The sequence below is a fragment of the Paenibacillus sp. PvP094 genome, from assembly GCF_040546835.1.
Lineage (GTDB): Bacteria > Bacillota > Bacilli > Paenibacillales > Paenibacillaceae > Paenibacillus > Paenibacillus illinoisensis.
Window position 1 is genome coordinate 242,611 of sequence record NZ_JBEPOM010000001.1, and the last position, 19,882, is coordinate 262,492.

General features: G+C 46.4%; 18 protein-coding genes and 1 pseudogene. 1 reads left to right on the top strand and 18 read right to left on the bottom strand.

Annotated features, from left to right (window positions below):
* The first annotated feature begins 170 nt into the window (after positions 1-170).
* Positions 171-1,208: a LacI family DNA-binding transcriptional regulator gene (locus ABIC22_RS01175; protein WP_127539288.1), complete on the top strand. Its 1,038-nt coding sequence runs from the start codon at positions 171-173 to the stop codon at positions 1,206-1,208.
* 90 nt (positions 1,209-1,298) lie between these two features.
* Here the strand turns inward: ABIC22_RS01175 and ABIC22_RS01180 are convergent, their stop codons facing one another.
* The 18 genes and pseudogenes from ABIC22_RS01180 to ABIC22_RS01265 form a co-directional block, all read right to left on the bottom strand.
* Complete coding sequence (locus ABIC22_RS01180) at positions 1,299-2,477, bottom strand: DUF4272 domain-containing protein (RefSeq protein ID WP_354477343.1); 1,179 nt, start codon at positions 2,475-2,477, stop codon at positions 1,299-1,301.
* Positions 2,478-2,550: 73 nt separating this feature from the next.
* Positions 2,551-3,771 (bottom strand): RtcB family protein, encoded by a 1,221-nt coding sequence (locus ABIC22_RS01185; RefSeq protein ID WP_127539286.1) that lies wholly within the window; start codon positions 3,769-3,771, stop codon positions 2,551-2,553.
* Positions 3,772-3,957: 186 nt separating this feature from the next.
* Positions 3,958-4,380, bottom strand: coding sequence for a hypothetical protein (locus ABIC22_RS01190; RefSeq protein WP_246058510.1), 423 nt, complete (start codon positions 4,378-4,380; stop codon positions 3,958-3,960).
* Between the two features lie 76 nt (positions 4,381-4,456).
* Positions 4,457-4,894, bottom strand: a complete 438-nt coding sequence (locus tag ABIC22_RS01195; RefSeq protein WP_354477347.1) for a GNAT family N-acetyltransferase — start codon at positions 4,892-4,894, stop codon at positions 4,457-4,459.
* A gap of 52 nt (positions 4,895-4,946) precedes the next feature.
* Positions 4,947-5,372 carry a GNAT family N-acetyltransferase gene (locus ABIC22_RS01200; RefSeq protein ID WP_354477350.1) on the bottom strand — a complete coding sequence of 142 codons (426 nt, stop codon included), beginning with the start codon at positions 5,370-5,372 and terminating at the stop codon, positions 4,947-4,949.
* 168 nt (positions 5,373-5,540) lie between these two features.
* The gene (locus ABIC22_RS01205; RefSeq protein WP_354477353.1) at positions 5,541-7,643 is read right to left on the bottom strand and encodes an S-layer homology domain-containing protein; all 2,103 of its coding nucleotides are present in this window, start codon (positions 7,641-7,643) and stop codon (positions 5,541-5,543) included.
* Between the two features lie 131 nt (positions 7,644-7,774).
* Positions 7,775-10,402 carry a winged helix-turn-helix domain-containing protein gene (locus tag ABIC22_RS01210; protein ID WP_354477356.1) on the bottom strand — a complete coding sequence of 876 codons (2,628 nt, stop codon included), beginning with the start codon at positions 10,400-10,402 and terminating at the stop codon, positions 7,775-7,777.
* 177 nt (positions 10,403-10,579) lie between these two features.
* A complete protein-coding gene (locus ABIC22_RS01215) occupies positions 10,580-11,059 on the bottom strand; it encodes a hypothetical protein (RefSeq protein ID WP_354477359.1) in 480 nt (159 codons plus the stop codon).
* A gap of 125 nt (positions 11,060-11,184) precedes the next feature.
* Positions 11,185-11,769 carry a CDP-diacylglycerol--glycerol-3-phosphate 3-phosphatidyltransferase gene (pgsA, locus tag ABIC22_RS01220; protein ID WP_354477362.1) on the bottom strand — a complete coding sequence of 195 codons (585 nt, stop codon included), beginning with the start codon at positions 11,767-11,769 and terminating at the stop codon, positions 11,185-11,187.
* A gap of 316 nt (positions 11,770-12,085) precedes the next feature.
* Positions 12,086-14,011 carry an FtsX-like permease family protein gene (locus ABIC22_RS01225; RefSeq protein ID WP_354477365.1) on the bottom strand — a complete coding sequence of 642 codons (1,926 nt, stop codon included), beginning with the start codon at positions 14,009-14,011 and terminating at the stop codon, positions 12,086-12,088.
* Positions 14,008-14,763, bottom strand: a complete 756-nt coding sequence (locus ABIC22_RS01230) for an ABC transporter ATP-binding protein (protein WP_127539278.1) — start codon at positions 14,761-14,763, stop codon at positions 14,008-14,010. Before ABIC22_RS01230 ends, ABIC22_RS01225 begins: the two co-directional genes overlap by 4 nt.
* 100 nt (positions 14,764-14,863) lie before the next feature.
* The gene (locus ABIC22_RS01235) at positions 14,864-15,868 is read right to left on the bottom strand and encodes a sensor histidine kinase (RefSeq protein ID WP_354477369.1); all 1,005 of its coding nucleotides are present in this window, start codon (positions 15,866-15,868) and stop codon (positions 14,864-14,866) included.
* Entirely contained in the window at positions 15,865-16,554 is a 690-nt protein-coding gene (locus ABIC22_RS01240; RefSeq protein ID WP_127539276.1) for a response regulator transcription factor, read from the bottom strand. The genes ABIC22_RS01235 and ABIC22_RS01240 overlap by 4 nt, the downstream gene beginning before the upstream one ends.
* Before the next feature lie 106 nt (positions 16,555-16,660).
* Positions 16,661-17,383, bottom strand: coding sequence for a class I SAM-dependent methyltransferase (locus ABIC22_RS01245; RefSeq protein ID WP_354477373.1), 723 nt, complete (start codon positions 17,381-17,383; stop codon positions 16,661-16,663).
* A 300-nt stretch (positions 17,384-17,683) separates the two neighbouring features.
* The gene (locus ABIC22_RS01250; protein WP_354477376.1) at positions 17,684-18,196 is read right to left on the bottom strand and encodes a GNAT family N-acetyltransferase; all 513 of its coding nucleotides are present in this window, start codon (positions 18,194-18,196) and stop codon (positions 17,684-17,686) included.
* A 12-nt stretch (positions 18,197-18,208) separates the two neighbouring features.
* Positions 18,209-18,733 carry a YfiT family bacillithiol transferase gene (locus ABIC22_RS01255; RefSeq protein ID WP_354485809.1) on the bottom strand — a complete coding sequence of 175 codons (525 nt, stop codon included), beginning with the start codon at positions 18,731-18,733 and terminating at the stop codon, positions 18,209-18,211.
* A 90-nt stretch (positions 18,734-18,823) separates the two neighbouring features.
* Positions 18,824-19,285 (bottom strand): annotated as a pseudogene (locus ABIC22_RS01260) (GNAT family N-acetyltransferase); the annotation flags it as partial.
* The gene (locus ABIC22_RS01265) at positions 19,282-19,833 is read right to left on the bottom strand and encodes a hypothetical protein (RefSeq protein ID WP_354477379.1); all 552 of its coding nucleotides are present in this window, start codon (positions 19,831-19,833) and stop codon (positions 19,282-19,284) included. The gene ABIC22_RS01265 and the pseudogene ABIC22_RS01260, both read right to left, overlap by 4 nt.
* Positions 19,834-19,882: the final 49 nt, after the last annotated feature.

The window sequence follows — 19,882 nt, forward strand, 5'->3', positions numbered from 1 at the left end:
ACCTAACTTCATCATTCCAGTTTCATCTCCAACTCAAAACGATAGAAACACTAACATTTTTCATTCTGCATCCGTTATTAGATTAGAGGAAATATATCATGATATACTGGAATCAGTTTCATGCTACATGGTCAAGAAGACGCAGAACTAAGAAATGTAAGGATGGTATGATGAAGACGAAGGTAACAATTCAGGAAATTGCACATTTTACGGGTCTGTCAAAATTTGCGGTCTCACGTGCGCTCTCGGGTAAATCCGGTGTGAGTGATCAGACACGGGACATTATCCTTAAGGCCGCTGGCAAACTTGGATATTTCAAAGATAATAGCCTGTTATCTGGCGATATGAACAACAGCAATGAACTTCACGATCCACAACACATGCGTTGGAGCGGAACGATCCTCATTTTGTTTCCAAATGTTCGTTACCAAAACCAGGATTCTGTTTACTGGGGACCCGTCTTTAATGGGATATCATCCAGACTGAACCAGAAAGGGATCAATATTCTTACCCTGACGGAGCCTTCTGCAGACCAATTATTTACACTGCTAAATCCCGATGCCATTCGAGGCATTATTACGGTCGGTTCGATTACCACCCCCATTTTGCTTGAAATTAAGCGCCTTGGGATTCCCGTCGTTATGGTTGATCATCTCGATCCGGTCTTCCACAGTGACAGCATTTTTACGGACAACTTTACTTCGATGCGTGAAATCATGCTATATCTGCTTCGCAAGGGTTTCAAGAGCTTTCAATTTGTCGGAAATATCAGCGATGCTCACAGCTTCTATGAGCGATGGATCGCGTACACTTCTGTGCTCATGGGCAACGGTATAGACCTGAATCAGATACCGGAGTTGTGCAGTCCAGCCGTCGATGATTTCCGCCAAACGTTTACGTCGGTGGTTCATGAGGCCAACTTGCCAGAGGTGTTTGTATGTGCCAATGACTTTTCCGCGCTTTACACGATAGAAGCACTGGAGAGCATGGGAATAACCGTACCTGATCAATGTGTTGTCACCGGTTTTGATAATTTGTACGACAATATTCCAGTGCTTGCTACGGTCAACGTAAACAAGGAATTGCTTGGTGCGCGTGCAGTGGACCAGATGTTGTGGCGTATTGTAAACCCCGAGAGTAATGTGGAGAAAAAATTGATCTTGGCAGACGTCATCATTCGGGAGCAATATAACCGGCATAGCGGGTAACACCCAAACGACAAAAAAATCCCCCACACAGTGTTTAGCTGGTTGGGGGATTTTGGAATTATGCCTACATTTCAAAGTCCGCTATGCGTATTACGTATCCGTCCGTACCTCGTCCCATTCCTGATTCATATAACAAATGAGCCAATTCAGTGCACGGTGACGCTCATAGGCTACTCCACCATTCAAGCCTGCAGGAGGGGTCTGCTCATTAATCCGACTGTTCACACATACCCAGTTGTAACGGTAGATCAGGTCGGCCGCATCGAGAATTTCACTTTTGCTCCGCAGGGATGCACCCGCGAGGAAGTCCTCGAAGCTGTCCTTTTGCTGCAAATAACCTACGGCCTGTCCAACGTTACATAGATCTACTGGAGCTCCCAGTTCATCGACATAACCAAGCGCCCACAGCATGACATGGTAAGCTTCGTATCCCCACGAAAAGGTGATGACTTCCTGCTGCTTCGCTCCATGCTGCTCGATAAATCTTTTCTCCGCTGGGGAGAAAAATGAGGCTGCATCGTACTTCTCGATGACCTCCTGAACGAGTGCTGCGGTGTCCTCTGCACTCTCTCCTGCACCGAGGCATTCACCCTTGAGTGCTGCGATACATAAGGCTACCGCTCGTTGTGCCACTTCTTCAACGCTTCGGATCGTTGTATGCTCATCTCCAGCCCTTGCGGGTAAATGCACATTGAATGGAATCCCCTGCGCTGCCATAATGGACTCGGAATTTTCCTTGCGGCGAGTGCCTGACTCGGACGGTGGTCTGACATCATCCAAAAGACTGGTGTGTGCTGTCACGTGGTAATCCTCTACCTCGGATTCCCCATTCACGTCCAGCAGCAGCTGTCCTTGTGCGTTCAGCAAGGAGCCGCCTCCCCAAAAAATAACCGCATCCAGCCCTTGAGCAAGCTTCAATAATTCCTGGAAAAACTCCTCCGATATGTCCTCTTCGGTCTCAATGCCAACGACCATGTTCAGGGTCGAGCATTTGATCAACACTTTTTCCTGCACTGCCGGATTACGTCCTTCAATCTGACTCAGAAACCCCATCATACCTTGAATCATCGAGGTGAATTCTTCGGGGTGTGTCTGACTTGTCATGATATTGAAGCCCTTGGTTTTCTTGCTGAGCCACTTTTTGCGGATAACCTGAATATGCGTCTTGTCTTCCTTACGTACGATCTGATCCTGTGGATAGATGGATTGAATAATTTCAAACAGCTGATCCAGGTCAAACTGGGAGCTGTATAATGCGCAGTTTCTCATGGTGCTCACCTTCTTCTATTAAGTTCAAGTAATTCATAATTAAACAAGTACTCCGGGAAAAGAACCTATTTCACTAGTCCTTATATGGATCGAATTCATTGCCACCAGCCATGGCAACACCGACAGGGCGCAGAATATGATTGATTTTCAGAGTGTCTGCATGAGCATTCAGGACATCCTGCAGCTTTTTATACACAAACGGGCTTTCGTCTGTGCCTGCACCCCTCAGCTCGACACCATATGCACGAATGGCCGCATGCATCTGTTCTTCACTGATCTCTCCGCCCATGCGAGTGCGCAGCTTGTAGTTCATTTTCCCGGCAGCCTGGGTACGACTCATGATCCGTCCAGCCCCATGCACCGTGCTGCGGTAGGATTCCGTGTTCTCCTCGCTGTGGATGCCCTCCACAATCACTGAGATATCTCCCATGCTGCCTCCGACAAAACCTAGCTGTGCGGGTGCCAACGGGGTTGCTCCCTTACGGACGACGACCACGTCTTCGCCCATATGCTGTTCTTTCCAGGCAAAGTTATGATGGTTATGCACCGAGTACTCCGCACTCGCTCCAAGAATACCAAGGACCTGTTCTATAACATAATCTCGTCCTGCATAGGCATACCGGCCTGCGAGTGTCATTCCGTCCCAATACATTTCGCCCATTTCGCTGTTCAAGTCAAACAACGTTGGTGGCTGATCCATGGATTCTCCAGGTGCTTTACCGCTGAACTCACGACCTGCAGCCAGATTGAGGAAACCGCTCGCGACTTTATGACCAAACCCCCGACTGCCGAAATGATTGGCAACCCATACTTTACCCGTTGATTCCTCTACGAAAATATCCACAAAGTGATTGCCGCTGCCCACCGTACCAAGCTGGTTCCGTGCGAGCGTTTTTAATTTGTGCTGCAGCCCAGGCTCAATCGAATCGAACAGCTTCCAACTCGCATCATCAAACAGCTCGTGATCAACCGGGGTTGGATTATTGCGACCCACCCCGAACGATACGTTAGCATTGATATCATCCATAATAACGGCAATATGGTCCTTGATATCCTCCCACATGAGATTCGTACGTACCGCCTTATTTCCGCAGGCAATATCGTATCCAACGCCCGAAGGACTAATCATGTTACGGTAGGCGACAACACCTCCGATCGGTTGCGAATACCCTTTGTGATGGTCAGCCATCAGTGCAACGCCAAGCACATCTCCATGCAGCGAACACGTCACCGCCTGACTCACTGCATTCTCCAGCGGCTCCCCCCATACTTTGATGTTATCCACGATTCTCATGTTAGGTATGACCTCCTCATCTAACTTATATCAACTCAACTGATACACGTTCGGTTTCCAAAGCTTTCTTCATTTTACCAAAGTGAGTATCCTGCCGATACTATCAATTCCTTCAGTACCGCCCTGCAAATATAAATAAAAAAGGGAGCTTAAGCTCCCTTTTCTTCTGAATAATTCCAATTCGAATTACTTTTTGCTGATTTTGAATTTGAACTCCCATGTTGCCGTGTTACCCGAATAACGGCCTCTGTTCTCTTTTACAACAACGGAAAGAGTCTTATTCGTTGATTTGGAGAATGAAGATACCTTGACATTCGCGCTCTTGCTTCCGATATCCGGAATCTTATCCTGTTCTTCGGCTTCCGCTTTTAATTTCAGCGTATCGGTTGATTTCAGATTTAATGTAACCGATGAACCTTCCTTCAGGTTTTTGCCGTTCACGCTTGCGCCTATCGCCCAATCGTTGCCGACGGAGTTGTTCTCTACCAGCTCTGCGCTCACCAGCGTCACCGTTACCTTAAGCGTTTTGGCAGCGGCGTAGGATGTAGGGGAACATACGGCGAAGATCAAACTCACAATCATCAAGACATTAGCCCATTTTTTGAACACGAGAGTGCCTCCCTCAGATCCATGGTTTCATTTTGACTATGCCTTATTCGCCTTGCTCCTTAAGTAATCCTCCTGGTCAGTTAAAATGCTTCCGGTACCCTTGAACTTTCTCATCCTTGAATCCAAGCTTTTCATAGAAAAGATGTGCTTCCTTGCGCTGATCTCCAGATACCAGAATCATGTACTCGCACCCGTGGTCTCTCGCAATCCGTTCAATCTCGAGCATCAGCTTCTGACCGATTCCCTGTCTTCGCACCTGATCAGATACGATCAGATTCTCCACAACCATGAAAGGCTTGCATTGTCCCACGAGGTCCATGCATTCGATCCCCATAACAGATCCGGCCAGCTCGCCATTGTAAAATGCACCAAGCACATGATAATGACCATTTTGCTGTATGTATTTAAACATTTTATGCATCTGCTCCTCATTGGTGGGGGCCCCCATCAACTCATTGTACAATTGGCTTAAGGACGGCAAATCCTGAAGTTCAATGGCTTTGATTGTAACCATAGATCGCTCCTCCTAAATTCCTATCATGTTGTTCCGTACTCTATATCTTACCCTACGTTAGATCCTTCTTAAAGTAATAATGACGATGCCCTGTTGGCGCGTTCTCAAGGGTTGTCATCAATTGGTATCCATGCTTCTTGTAGAAGCCCGGTGCCTGGAACGAAAATGTATTCAGCATAATAAAATCACAGCTTTTCTCACGCGCAATACGTTCAATCTCGAGCAGCAATTGGGAACCATAGCCTTGATGCCGCTGCTTCTCATCCACCCAGAGGATATCAAGTTCCAACCAGTTCCAGCACAGCGTGCTGAGGACGCCGGCAACTATGGTCCCTGCCTCATTTTTGATATTAAAATTCAATTCCTCATACCGATGCTTCAGATCCTCGCTCAGATGAGCGGCATTAAATGCAATCAGTTGATTACGCACATAGGCTGATTCTTCTGCATTACTTGGATTCAACGTACCTTCGGACATTTTTCATTCTCCTCCCTGTCACTCTCGCCGTTATAAACGGAATCATTCGTATACATTCCTTGAATATTCTAACATTATTGGACTGCATGCAGCATAAAAAACGCACCTCCAGAGGAGATGCGCAGCACCTGGTATTATTTGATTGCTTGAATTTAAAAGCGACTAATTTTAGAGCAATTCTTCTCTCGTTTTAAGCATGACCTCTACGTATCCTGAGTCCATTTTGCCCAGCACGTCTCTAGCCTGCACGTGGATTTGAATCGGGATTTCACTGGATGCAAGAGCTCTGACGTACAGCTTCTGTCCATCCATTCTGACCTCAGCTAGCTGCGGGTCCGGTGACTCTGCTGTAAGAATCAGTGTTGAACGGTCATCATCTTCATCTTCAAACATGTATCCCAGATCAATCTCGGTCTCTTCTTCACCGACATAAACCATATTCCCAGCGGGGGCCTCCACCAAAACTGGTGAAGCATCATCGAAATCGTACATCGGTAAATGTTCAATCAGCCCCATATGCAAAGTAAAGTCAGGCTCGTCTCTGAGCATAATGGAATTGTAACGGATATTTAAGTTTTGCAGTAAAGGTAGGTCAGCAACTCCGGTAGGGAAATGATTCAGTTGGTTATCGCCAACGTCCAACACTTGAAGGGAACTCAGGCCACTTACATCAAGTGATGTCAACTGATTGTAGGACAATACCAGTTCCTCAAGATTTGAAAGTCCTGACACATGGACCTCTGTAAGTTGATTGCTGAATAAATTCAGCTTCTTCAATTGCGTAAATCCTTCAGCATTCACAAGGCTGATGTTGTTCCCGGATAGGTCAATTTCCGTAACGTTCATGCCTTTGAAAATTTCGTATCCTGTCAGGTCAGAGATGCCCGCATCTCGTGCATACAGTCCTCCGTCCGTCTGTACCAGTGCTTCCACCAGTTCCTGCTTGGTTAATGGATCATTCACATCCTTCTCAAGCCAATAGGCAATAGCTCCCGCTAAATGAGGATCAGGGAATTGCCTGCTGATCGTATTCGCAAGGACCGTGATCTTGAGCTGTGCAGTAACACTGGCACCCTGGTTATCGACAGCCTTGACTGTCAGTACAGTTTCTCCTTCTGTCACTGCTGTGAGCTTGATTGTCTGACCATCTACCGCAGTAGAAACAACCGCTTCATCTCCATCTATAATACTAAATTGCAGGACTTCTCCATCCGGATCGCTGAAGTATGAGGAGGCCTGGAACTCCAGAGACGCATGATCCAGAATAAGTTCCTGATCGGGTAACCCATCGTTAATCACCACTGGAGCTTGATTCTCAGGTTCAGGGTTGGAAGGAGTCTCTGGATTGGTTGGATTGGTTGGATTGGTTGGGTTGGTTGGGTTGGTTGGCGTTGATCCGCTGCCTGCTCCTGCATTTCCACTTCCACTGCCGGAATTGTTTCCACTCCCATTCGTTGCGTTTCCACCAGAATTCCCTGTAACTCCATTACCTGTAGTCGTCCCCTCAACTTCCGTCACTTGATCTGGCTTATCCGAATCAGAATCTGATGCAGCGTCATCCAGTTCCGATGATTCTTCAAGCGTCTTGATCACGTCGCTTCCGCGCAAAGCAATCACAGCCATTTCTTGTCTAGTCGTAGGACGTTTCGGAGCAAACTGGCCATTCTCGCCCTTTAACAAACCCAGTCTAACTGCCTGCTTCACGCTCTCTGCAGCCCATGGACTGATGCTGGAAGCATCCTTGAAAGATAGCATGGAATTCGTACCACCTGCTTCAGTAAATCCTCTAAAATGAATCAAACGCATCAGAGTCACTGCGAGTTGTTCCCTGGTGACCAATCCGTCCGGACGAAATGTGCCATCAGGAAACCCCTTCATGATTCCTGCAGAGCTTATCAATTTAATAAAAGCAATGTTATCCGTGCCTGAATTCAGATCCTTGAAAGCTTCGGATGAATTCTGAACTTCAGAGTCCTGATTCAAACCCGCAATGCGAACCAAGGTATACGCCAGATCACCGCGTGTAAGACTCCCTCTCGGATGAAACAATCCATCCTGCTTACCTGGGAACATCTGTTGTTCTGTTACGATCTCAATGGCCTGTCTCGCCCAAGGCGAGGCTTGCTGTAAGTCATTTGCGCTCCCGGTTCCCGCAGCCGCCCCGACGGTACCAGGAACAGTAAGTGATGAGACGGACAATAGAACTGCCAGATAAGGTAGAATTCTGTTATTTTTGTTTCGTGTTTTCCCTTTGGATAGACGTGTTGACATTGTTAAGCTTTACCTCCCACATGACTCTAACCGTGCTTTTTCTTAAACAGCAAAGTTATTAATTGTCTTTATTGTAGGAGAGACTTCCATGAGAAAATAGTCTACAAAACGATAGACAGCTTGCTGCACATTCACAGCCACCCCTGCTGTTCAGCAATCTGTACGGCATGCGCACGACTACTCGCGCCTAGCTTCGCAAACACCCGCCTGATATGCGTATTAACCGTTCCTGCTGAAATTCCAAACTCAGCTGCGATTTGTTTGCTGGTTAACCCCTCAGCAATGTAGCCAAATACTCTTTGCTCCATGGGACTAAGCCGCACGGAGGGAATACCATCCCGGTTTTCTTTTGCAAATGCAGATAGCAGTTCCTTTACATAGGCCAGTTTAATGCCCGAATCTGGTATGGAATGCGTACGACGCAAATGCAGGTAGTGCTGCAAAAGGCTCTTGACGGGTTCACCTTCGTTTATAAAAGAACGAATGTAGCCCTCGGAACTGCCAATCGCTATAGCGCGTAGCAGCGGAGCCATACACTCCTCCTGACGCCCTTGGCGTTGAAGAATCTGAGCCTCAAGCAGTCCACATTCGACTTGTTCCGTTAACCAGTTCCGTTCTTCAGCAAGTGTACGTATGCGTTTCAGCTCATTTAAGGACTCTTCATCATCCCCTAACAAGAGTTTAGCCCGCACACGTACAAGCGAGCTGAATACCTGATCACAGCTAATCTCAGGGTTCACCATTTCGATAATGGAGTCATCAACCACGAGCTGTGCTGTTGCTGTAGGTTGAATCTCGAGTTGCAACCGGTATTGATGTGCCTGAATGATCGGCTGCCAGTATTCCAGATCCTTGACAGATAACAGAACGCAGAGCTGCTGCAGCAGCTTCACCCCTTCATTCGGTCTACCTTGAGCCATTTCTATTCTTGCTTTGAGAACGTAGGCTGGTACTAGAAGTGCAGCGACTTTGATCTGGAGTGCAATTTCAAGAGCACGATCCGCATAATGAATCGCTTCGGACAAGCGATTTTGCTCCAGCTTTATTTCAGCGTAGCCAGTACCATAATAGGAGGTCACATAAGAACTCTCTGCAAACCAGCGATTTGTGATTGCAACGAAGCATTGTTCGCCTCGTTGCAGGGAACCGTTCACACCGTGGAAGCTGCGAAGACGCATGCTTTCCCTCCGGTCATAATCCATATACTGAAACGCAATATCATCCGGATAACCTTGATCAATATAGAATATCAGATGGTCAGACAGCCCTTGTAAATCCCTGTTTAGATAAGCCATATAAGCCCTCATCACACAAACGACCTGCAGCAAGTAACTGCTTATCTCAGGTGGCAATTGGTCCTGTAAATGGACCTGAATCATATGCTCCAGTCCATCAAGCTCTTTCATCATTTCACCATATGGCCGTTCACGAGCAATAAGAAATAAATAGGACATATACAATTTGGGACGAGCCTTCACTACCTCCTGTGGCAGAACATCGAAGTACCTTCGAAGTGTCCACCATTCACCCATAATAAAATGTGCAAATAACTCCTCCAGCAGCCGGGCCGCATCCTGCACATGCTGTCCGTGAATATAATGATCCAGTGCTTCAGCTGCATATCCTTGCTGTTCGTACCACCGCGCAGCCTTCGCATGAAGTACGTTCACCTGTTCCGTTCCGGAACGAGCAAGCTCACGCCGCAAAAAGGATGAGAACATATGATGATAACGGAACCAGTACGCTCCCCGATCCATTGTAATTAGAAACAGATGCTCCTTCTCCAGATGTCTGAGCAATTGCGGAGCTTCACTTATATCGGTCAGTGCTCTGCATAGATCTCCATTCATCCGCTGTACGACAGAGGTGCTGAGCAAGAAATGCTGCATTTCCGGGGATTGCCGATGAAACACTTCCTCCAGCAAATATTCGGAAACTGACCGATCGCCGTAGTGATGCTGATCATCCTGAGAAGTTGGAGCCCGTCGATTGGCACTGCGCGATCTTACTTGTTCTGTGCTATCGGTATAGGACAGAGCCAGCAGCTTAAGCCCGGCCACCCACCCTTCCGTCTGCCGCACCCAGTCATGGACATCGGAACTGGTAACGTTGAGCTTCAGGGCATCCTGACAGAACTTTACTCCTTCTTCGGCGGTGAACGCCAGATCCTGAAGCATAACCTGCCTGAGTTCCCCGCGAAGCTTCAGCTTCTCCAGCTTGAGCGGCGGAGATGTCCGACTCGATAATACGAGATGAACGGACGGAGGCATATTCTCAACAAAATATTCCATTTGGTCATGAATCTCTGCTTGGGTTACAGCATGGTAATCATCCAAAATAAGTAATACCGGACTCTCTGCCAAGGCAAGGTGATTCATTAACAACACCAGTGCTGATCGCGGATCCATGCTGTATCCTCGCAAAAAATGCGCTAAGATTTCACGGCAGAAATCCGGCTTAACCCGATCAAACGCGTGAATAACATACAACCAAAATTGAAGCGGGTCCTGATCTTTGTCATCCAGACAAACACAGGCTGCTTGCTCGTGCTGCACCCAGCTGCCTAACAATGTGGATTTCCCGGATCCCGCCGGAGCAGTAAGCAGCGTGACTTTAAAGTTGTATAATTGTTCTCTGGTTGAACTGAGCCTTGGACGATCCAACGTATTTGGAGGCAAGGGAGGCAGTTCCAGTTTGGTCTTTAATATCATGAATTGAATCCAGTTTTCCTCTATACCCACGGTATGCTCTTGGTGCATTAAAATCCTCCTGAATCAGCACACTTGTGCCATTTTCCGATATGTATCATGTGGTTTCAGCTACTACTACAAGTATACTCGGGAACGCCGCTAAGGCCCTATACTTTTTTGATTGCTGCTTTGTTATAGAAAAACGGAACCTGCATTTTTCATGCATGCTCCGTTCTATCGTGTAGACTATTCGGGTAACTCTAATACCCATTTACGCAAAGCATTAATTTCTATAAATAGCTCTTCACCGTCATCTTTCGGTCTGGATATATCGAGCCCAATAGGTGGATGGTACTCATGCAACATCTTGCTCCATAGGAATTCAATAGATCTCAAAATTTCCAGCAGAAACGTGCGGGCATGTATGGTGAACTGTGTGAGTATATGCTGGGGAACTAGCTCCAAACGTATAGCAAACCTTATTTGTCCGTTTGCATATTGCTCCATTTCAAGCAAGAGCGGATCAATGCCGTAACTCACACAGACTTTGCCCTGCTCCATCAACATACGAATCGCTTTCAGATCGAATACGTGAATAGCCATCTGAAGAGCGTCAAGTCCGAACTTTCTACTCCTCATCAATCGATTTATCTGATTACGATCATTTACATCGGCATACTGAACTTCCGGCTGTTGTGTCACAGCCATCAGCCAGTTATCCGTCACCGTTTCCTCTTCTATTAATGAACCTGGTTTGACAAGCAAAATTTTAGCTTTAATCAGTGCTATTAACCTCCTTCATCTGAACAGGTAAACCGTATATCCCATTTTATTTTCCTAATTGAAGCATCTTATAGTTCATTCGAATGTAATTCATCCCGGAGAAGAGTGTAATGCCTGCTGCCACCCACAGTAGAGCCATGTCCACCCGGATATCCGTCAGCAGGTGAAATGGATAATTGCCCAGCAATATTGCTATGATTGCAGCAACCTGCAGCACCATTTTGAGTTTGCCATACTGATCTGCTGCGAGAGCAATGCCCTGTTCGGTTGCGGACCATTCTTATTGCCGTAATCAAAATCTCACGTCCAATAATGATAACCGCGATCCATGAACCGATCATATTCTCTTGTACCATGACGAGCAGAGCCACGGAAATCAACAGTTTATCGGCAAGTGGATCCAGCAATTTCCCCAGATTAGTCACCTGGTTATACTTTCTGGCAATATAACCATCCAGCTTGTCTGTACCCGCAGCAATAATGAAAATAATTACACCAAAGGTAGTCCCATGCTGATTCATGATTTGCAGAATTTCACTCTGCCCCAGAATTGAAGGCGATAAAGGAACAAAGCACAACATAAATAACGGAATTAAAGCCATCCTAGCGAGCGTGATTCGATTAGCCCAATTCAACATATCTACCCCTTTCATGATAACTCATCCGAAAGTTCTCTTACTTCTAATGATTTCGTCCACCATCCATTTATCACCTGTTTTTCCAAGAGGTATTTTTTGAACGTGATATCTAAACCTACACAAAAAGACTAGCCAGCAGGCGATTTGAACAAACAAAACATGTTTATATTGTCAGGTTCAGAACAGAGCCGGATTTTCATGGTTGATGGAGTGGAGCAACTGCTGGATAAAGGCGGAATCAATTCCTTGATCGTGATAACAAAAAGGCCAGGGCTGCAGAGAGACAGCCTGACCTTTTTACGTGATATTTTTCCATATCATTCATTACGATCTACAACGCTTCCTTGATAACCCGCTTGTAATACCACACCGATAACAGTCCAAAGATAGAATATAGCAGTGTGTACAGAATCATGACAATGATTGTTGGTGACACCAGTTCCGTACCGAAGAAGAACCACCCGGATTTCACCGCAAAATAACTATGACTCAATCCCACCACCAGCGGAATTCCGAAATTGAAGACCTGCTTGAGTTGAATGCCGTGCAGCAGATTGCCCTGTGTGAATCCAAGTTTACGCAGGATGGTATAGCTCGGTTTTTCTTCTTCACTTTCATTCATTTGTTTAAAGTAAAGGATACATCCAGAAGTAATCAGGAAGGTCAGACCAAGGAAACCCACAATAAACATGATCAGCCCCATACTAGTGCGTTGGTTATTTCTGAACTCGATCTGCGAGAAGCTTGGGGCGCTAAGCTGTTCTTCTTGGAAAACGCCATAAGCCTCTTCTGCTTGCTTATCGTTCACAATGCGCACACCATAATAGTCCGTCGGCTCGTCTTCCTGAAGCTTGGGATCGAGATCCTTCTGAAGCTGCTGATAAACTGTTTCATCTACAACAGCTACGGGCGTACCCCCGGTGTAGTATACAGGAAGAACTCCCTGTTTGGTTGTACCGACCAACTGTTGATCGATGGTTTGCTTCAAGCCATGCAGAACGATTGAACCCTTTTCCTGAATGGAAATCATCTGCTTAACAACATTGCCATAACCCATAAAGATTACTTCACCGGGCTTCAGATCCATATCATCAACCATGCTATCACTGACCACGCTGCTGAATAGAAGCTCTCCTTTCAATGAATCGTCCATTACTTCGCTGGCATCGATTTCAATATAAATGGGCTGTCTGTGCTTCACCTCATATGGAATCTGTTTCTCTTCAAGCTCCGCTACAAACCGATTTTTTACACTCGCCTGAGCAAAAGAGAAATCTTCCGGCAAGCTTTCTTTGGCTTGGGCTTCAGCCGAATAGTATGAAATGTAACTCAGTGACAGCATGCCGATGGCAAGTGCGGACACCGTCGTAATAATCGTAAGCAGCAGAGCATTCGACTTCATACGGAACATGATGGAGGATAGCGACAAGACTTCATGGATGGAAAGGTAGCCGTTTTTGCTTTTGCGAATCAGATTAAATATAAAACTGACTGAACCCTTGTAGAACAGATACGTCCCCAGGATGACCGAAAATAGGATCAGGAGCATCATATACAACAGCTGCTGCATATCCAGTGCTTGGCCGCTGAACATCCTTGCGGATAATACGTATCCGAACACAATCAGGACAATACCCAGGATGCCGATGATAATCTGTGCGATAGACATCTTCTGCACCTGCTGCTCAGCCTTAGCCGTTACCCGGAAAAGCGAGAGAATACTCTGTGCCTTGATAAAGGTATAATTCATCAGCATGATAAGCAAATACAGCACCGCAAACACAATCAGGGTCTGGACCAAGGCCATCGCAGAGAAATACAGTTTCGTCATCGCATCAATGCCAAGGATTTTGAACAAAATCATCAGCACCAGCTTGGAACCAAGGAAACCGATCAGAACACCTACCGCCATGGAGCCAAAATAGAGAACGAAATTTTCCTTACTCAGAATGCCAAAAATTTTCCCTTTCGTCAGCCCAATTAACTGAAATAAACCAATCTCCTTGCTGCGTCTCTTAATAAAGATGGTGTTGGCATAGAGCAGGAAAATGCCCACAATGACGATCAATAATACGGAAGACGTACCGATCGCCGCCGCTCCTTTGGTTGAGGCCGCCACTTCATCCATGGAAGGATCATACTGCAGCGTCACAAATGAAAAATATAAGGCCACGCTAAAAATAAGCGCAAATACATATAAATAATAGCTTTTCAGGTTCTTTCTCAGATTGCGGAAGATGATGTAACGCAAGCTCATTGCTGCACACCACCCAACACGCCTTGGGTTTTGATAATGTCATTAAAGAAGGACTGACGGGACTCATCTCCTTTATTCAATTGAGTATAAATCTGCCCGTCCCGGATGAAAATCACTCTGCTGCAATAACTCGCGGCAACCGGATCGTGAGTGACCATCACAATGGTAGCCTGATGCTTGACATTCATTTCGCTTAATTTGCCAAGCAGATCCGAAGCTGATTTGGAGTCCAGTGCGCCTGTCGGCTCATCGGCAAATATGATGCTCGGATCATGAACAAAGGCTCGCGCAGCCGAGGTCCGCTGTTTCTGACCACCCGAAATTTCGGATGGGTATTTGTCTTTTAGTTCATAAATGCCCAGTTCACGGGCAATTTGTTCGAACTTCCGATGTGCTTCCTGCTTCGGCACGCTCGTGATGGAAAGCGGCAGCAGCACATTTTCCTTCACGGTAAGCGTATCAAGCAAGTTATATTCCTGAAAAATAAAACCAAGATGATGTTTGCGAAATTCAGCAAGCTGCTTCTCCTTCATCCCGGTGAACTCCTTGCCTTCGATCTCAATGGTACCCTGACTTACCCGGTCTATCGAAGAGAGCACATTAAGTAATGTTGTTTTTCCTGAACCCGACGGTCCCATGATGCCTACAAATTCTCCTCTGCCAACCCCGAGATCTATCCCTTTCAGCACTTCCTGCTTATTCAGTTTATTGCCATATACTTTGCTAATTTTTTTGGCTTCCAGTATCCACATATCCCACACACTCTCCTTTGGTATGTCTCTATCATAGGCGGGATCTGCCAACTTATCGTGCGATTCACCGAACAAAACGAAAAAGCATGTGACATTGTTGTCACACGCCCGCAAGATGCACCATGTCGTTTTTCCGGGGGAAGGTTAGTTTGACGGTTGTGCCTTCGCCGGGAGCAGACTCGACGTGAATGTCCATATGAAGCGTCTGTGCCACCTGCCGGGTCAGGTACAGCCCCATTCCGGTTGCCGCACCTTCCAGCCTGCCTCGGGTTGACGTGAAGCCTTTATCGAAGATACGGGGTAAATCCTGAGCTTCAATTCCTCGCCCGTGATCCTGAATTGAGAGAACGTGATGTCCTTCCTGCTCCCAGCTTCCGATGATAATATCCGAGGATTCACTGTATTTCACCGCATTGCTCAGCAGCTGCCGGATCATAAAACTCAGCCATTTGCTGTCGGTCAAAACACGTGTGACACCTAGAGACACATTGAAACCAATGCCTTTGGAAATGCACCAGGATTTCAAGGCTCGAATCTCCGCATTCAAAATCGGTTCAAGCTCCGTCTCTTCGATATACAGATCGTTATGCATAAATGGAATTCGCTTCTGATGCAGCTGCTGATCGAGCAGTTGATGAATTCGCAGCCACTCGTACGTCATCTGATTCCGCAGCTTCTCATCCGGGGTACGTTCGATCATTAACTGCAGCGCTGTGAGCGGTGTCTTCACCTCATGGATCCAAGATAACATCTGGTCCTTCTCCTGCTCGAGCAGAATCAGACTAGATGAGGATTCCTTCCGATAGCGCTCGGTCTGAGAGGTTACGGCATCCTGCACGATAAGCTCGTAGGGACTTTCGGCTGTATCCAGATCTGCCAGATCATAGGTATGGTCCCAGGTCGTTAGTTTTTTATAAAAACGGGTTTCCCTCGGATATCTCGCCCAGATAAACACCATGCAAATCATCACATTCAGGATAACAACGTATGCCAAGGATTGAAGGGGTATGGAAGAGTCCATATAGGCAACAAACAAAATGATGAGCTGCATGGCTACCAGCAGCAAGATCCAGCTGAGCTTTTCTCTGATGTATTTGCCGATCATGCTTCGGCCTCTTCCGTTGCCATATATCCCTGTCCCACTTTGGTTTCGATATACGCATCCAGTCCAAGTGGCTCGAGCTTCTTGCGAAGCCGATTGACGTTGACCGTCAGCGTGTTATCACTCACAAAGTGTTCATGATCCCACAAGCTTCGAATCATTTCCTCACGGGTGACAATCTGATTTTTGTGCTCTACCAGCACTTTGAGAATATACATCTCGTTTTTGGTCAAAAGAACCGCTTCTGAACCCAGCGTCAGTGTATTTTTCACATACTCTATCGCAGCCCCGCGCCAGGTTCGAAGTTCGATGCGTTCCGTGTTGTAGTTGTATACTCTACGCAAAGTAGCCTGGATTTTGGCGATCAAGACGTCGAAATGAAAGGGCTTCTGGATAAAATCATCCGCGCCCAGGTGCATGGACATTACCATATCCGTAGGATGATCCCGTGAGGACAAAAAGATAATGGGCACGTTCGAGTGAGCTCGAATCATGCGGCACCAGTGAAAACCGTCATATTTGGGCAATTGTATATCAATGATGACCAGCTGCGGCTGAACGTCACTATACTCCTGCATGACTTTGCCGAAATCCTGTATGCCATATATGTCATAAGACCATTGGGACAGCCTTTCCTTGATCTCGCTGAATAAGGATTCATCGTCTTCAATGAGCATAATTTTAAACAAGGTCCTTCACCACATTTCCGTTCTTCTAAGGCTGGAATACGTTAAATTACAAATGAACTAATCCCATCTCAGTATGTTGTCAGTTTACAGCGAAGTTGAAGTTAGATCAAAGGGAAAGTGGTTTTCTCCATAAGGTCACCCACAGGATCGGCAGGCCGAAACGATGATCTTCCTTACCCATCGCCTGCATCGGGCGCAGCTCCACGCATTCAAACGGATCTTCCAGCAAATAACGAAGCTTCTCCTCTGTAAAAGCCAGTCCACCCTTCATAGATCTCTCTTGATACACTTCCCAGTCATTCATCACGGTCTCAGGTCCGCCCAACCCTCCAAAACCGGGAGCAAAACACGTCATGCCAAAATAACCCCCAGGCTTGAGTGCATCGGTAATCATCTGAATATACGGGATACGCTGATGTGGCAGCAAGTGGTGCAAGCAGCCGGAATCATAGACAAGGTCATACTCCTGCTGCGGTTCTAGTTCAAATACGGATCGGCATTCAAAGTTCACATCCAACTGCACTTCGGTAGCTCGTTCCTTGGCCCATGCAATCGCTGTTTCGGAAAGGTCGTACGCATCCACGCTGTACCCTGCCTTTCTCAAATAGAGTGCATTCCGCCCGGGTCCACAGCCAAGCTCCATCGCTTTTCCTCCGGTAAGCAAGCCCGAATTCACTTGGTCAACCAGATTCTCATCAGGCTTGTTAGGGAAAAAGGGAATTGGACGATCCCGATCTTCATAGAATGGCTCCCAGAATTGCTTCGCTGACCTAAACTCTGCATCCAGCATATCATACAGATCCTGTACATTTTTAATTGTCTTCTCCAACGCAATACCCCTCCTTAATTTCCTCCAAAAAGGTGCTCCTGCCTGATTTCTCTTATGTATGAAACTAATCGTTAGTTATCCATGCAAACCCCTTGATATCTAGCCGTTTTAACTCGTCATATTGCTTCAAAACCCCACACTATATTATACCATTTTTGCCGAATATATCTCTATTTTTCTTGTACGTTTCCATAGATAAAACCTAGTTAATTTGGATCAAAAAAACAGGACTTATCGCAGGAGATTAACCTCTGCTCAAGCCCTGTTTTTACTGCCACGCTCAAATGTATATTATTAATTTTAAACCGTCCTCAATTTCTTCGTTAAATAAAGTACGACGTCATCATCAATTATGGTTTCATCCCCTGGCATAAGGTAGCGATCATGCTTGTGAATTCCCTTGCCATCCGGGATATATCCGCGTCGGACATATAGAATCTGGGCTTTGCCATAATCGGTGAATACGCCAACCCCAATCCCTGCAATATCCGTGCGTTCTTGAATCAATTCCTCCGCGCGATCCATTAATCGTGAACCTATGCCTTGACGCTGATATTGGATCAGCACATTGAAATCATTAATTTCAGGGATTCCCTGCTCCTTGAACGACGGGTATGGTGAATTCCATAGGACATTGACGTATCCCGCAAATGCTCCGTCCAGCTCGGCGACCAATGTGACGCGTTCACCCTTTTCCTGTTCTGCCAGGTAGTGAAGGTACTGTTCCACAGGTTTGACCCAGCCTTGTTCCTGAAATGCCCGAGAGATTAAGGCTGGATCATGCTCATTCAACGTTCGAATATGTATGTTCATGTTCCACCCTCCTTAGATTCCCAGCCTTTTTCTGAGCGAAGTGATATGGGCAACATGGTGTCTGCCATGCCAGGAGTAAACCCCCAGGTTGTAATCCAGGCTTGTCGTTTCCTGCGAACCCGGATGATAGAATTGTTTAGCATAATCCTCATCGGATAATGTATGCAGCAGTGCAACCCAGCGTCGATGCAGCGCATCCAGTATTTGCAGGGAGAACTCAATATCCAAATCCTTTGAATCGTTTAGCTCTGCCCAACGCTCTTCATAATAAGGTCTTATCGTTGGTGTATCCTCGGTGAGAGCCAATTTGAAACGGATCATGCTGTTCATGTGACTGTCTGCCATATGGTGTATAACCTGCTTGAGCATCCATCCACCTTCCCGGTAGGGCAGGCTCAATTGCTCGTCGTTCAATCCTTTTACAGCTTCTCTCGCTTGCCCTGGAAGCTCGGCAATATCCCGAATCCACTGTCCCCTCTGTGCGGCTGTAATCTCGCCGGTATGTTCAAATGTGCCTATCGGGTAACGCAAATCCATTCTCCATTCCTCCTTGTCATACTCCATCAACCAACAGTCTCTCATCTGGCCCTCGTGCAGCTCATGTTCCCTCAACAGCCTGATTTTTCTGAACCCACATTTCTCATAACAAGCGATGGCCCGTACGTTCCATGTCTGGGGATCCATGACCACTTTCTGAGCCTGCTTCTCATCTGTTAAATAGGCTACCATAGATTGCACAAGTTTTGTGCCCATACCTTTATTCCAGTACGCTACATCGCCTATGAATTGATCTGTTCCATAGATCGTCTCATCCGTATCTCCATAACCATATTCATTTCGTTCATCTTCCTCAAGCTCATAGAATTGAATATAGCCTACAGGCTTACCTTCCACCTCAATCAGGCAACGACTCGTGGCATCCTCCTGTCTGTAAAAATGTTCTCTTACCCGCTCCAGATCATGCGGCTGATCACGACCCTCGTAATATTGCAGTACTGCCGGGTCAGACAGCCACTGAACCAGATGAACTTCGTCTGCTTTTTCCAACAATCGCACAGTAATCTCATTGGATCGGTATATTGACTTCACTCCATATTCTCCTTAATCATCAACATGTGCTCTTTCTTGACCCAATTTAGATTTTTTCCAAGTACCTTCTCTTGATGCACATAATAAATCTTGGGATCATTTAGTGAATGAACATTTTCACTCAAAGGAGAGATCCTGAAGCGCACCCTATAAGTACCTGCATCATCAGGTATGGAGAATCCCGCGAAATCCCCATTTTCGTTACTCGTATTAATCCCCTCATCCTGCAATGCTTGATGAACGAGCTGTTCCAATTCGCCTGATGTACCCACGGAAGAAGGCCTGAAATATGAATCGTCCAGTTCCTCATTGAAAGAAAGATTACCCCAACCGAAAATCACGGGGTATACCATGTGATTATCATTGTCTTCTTTGGTACGGGTGATCTGCATATCCACCTCATACTTATCCGTATCGACCTGACGAATGGTGCCTTTCATGCGGACATCCTGCTCCTTCAGACTGGGGACCAAGTTATTGTAAGTAAGCAGGACCACAACAACTACAATAGCAATCCCCGTGATCCAAAATATGGTTTGTTTTCGCATTGGTCCAACCCCCTGACTGCTTAGCTGCCTCTTTTCATATCGTTGCACC

Bases quoted from the DNA above. Each gene is read 5' to 3' on its own strand.
- ABIC22_RS01265 (WP_354477379.1), bottom strand. From the start codon at position 19,833: ATGCGAAAACAAACCATATTTTGGATCACGGGGATTGCTATTGTAGTT.
- ABIC22_RS01225 (WP_354477365.1), bottom strand. From the start codon at position 14,011: ATGAGCTTGCGTTACATCATCTTCCGCAATCTGAGAAAGAACCTGAAA.
- ABIC22_RS01205 (WP_354477353.1), bottom strand. From the start codon at position 7,643: ATGTCAACACGTCTATCCAAAGGGAAAACACGAAACAAAAATAACAGA.
- ABIC22_RS01200 (WP_354477350.1), bottom strand. From the start codon at position 5,372: ATGTCCGAAGGTACGTTGAATCCAAGTAATGCAGAAGAATCAGCCTAT.
- ABIC22_RS01255 (WP_354485809.1), bottom strand. From the start codon at position 18,733: ATGGATTTGCGTTACCCGATAGGCACATTTGAACATACCGGCGAGATT.
- ABIC22_RS01235 (WP_354477369.1), bottom strand. From the start codon at position 15,868: ATGATCGGCAAATACATCAGAGAAAAGCTCAGCTGGATCTTGCTGCTG.
- ABIC22_RS01185 (WP_127539286.1), bottom strand. From the start codon at position 3,771: ATGAGAATCGTGGATAACATCAAAGTATGGGGGGAGCCGCTGGAGAAT.
- ABIC22_RS01180 (WP_354477343.1), bottom strand. From the start codon at position 2,477: ATGAGAAACTGCGCATTATACAGCTCCCAGTTTGACCTGGATCAGCTG.
- ABIC22_RS01210 (WP_354477356.1), bottom strand. From the start codon at position 10,402: ATGCACCAAGAGCATACCGTGGGTATAGAGGAAAACTGGATTCAATTC.
- ABIC22_RS01230 (WP_127539278.1), bottom strand. From the start codon at position 14,763: ATGTGGATACTGGAAGCCAAAAAAATTAGCAAAGTATATGGCAATAAA.
- pgsA (WP_354477362.1), bottom strand. From the start codon at position 11,769: ATGAAAGGGGTAGATATGTTGAATTGGGCTAATCGAATCACGCTCGCT.
- ABIC22_RS01195 (WP_354477347.1), bottom strand. From the start codon at position 4,894: ATGGTTACAATCAAAGCCATTGAACTTCAGGATTTGCCGTCCTTAAGC.
- ABIC22_RS01250 (WP_354477376.1), bottom strand. From the start codon at position 18,196: ATGAACATACATATTCGAACGTTGAATGAGCATGATCCAGCCTTAATC.
- ABIC22_RS01175 (WP_127539288.1), top strand. From the start codon at position 171: ATGAAGACGAAGGTAACAATTCAGGAAATTGCACATTTTACGGGTCTG.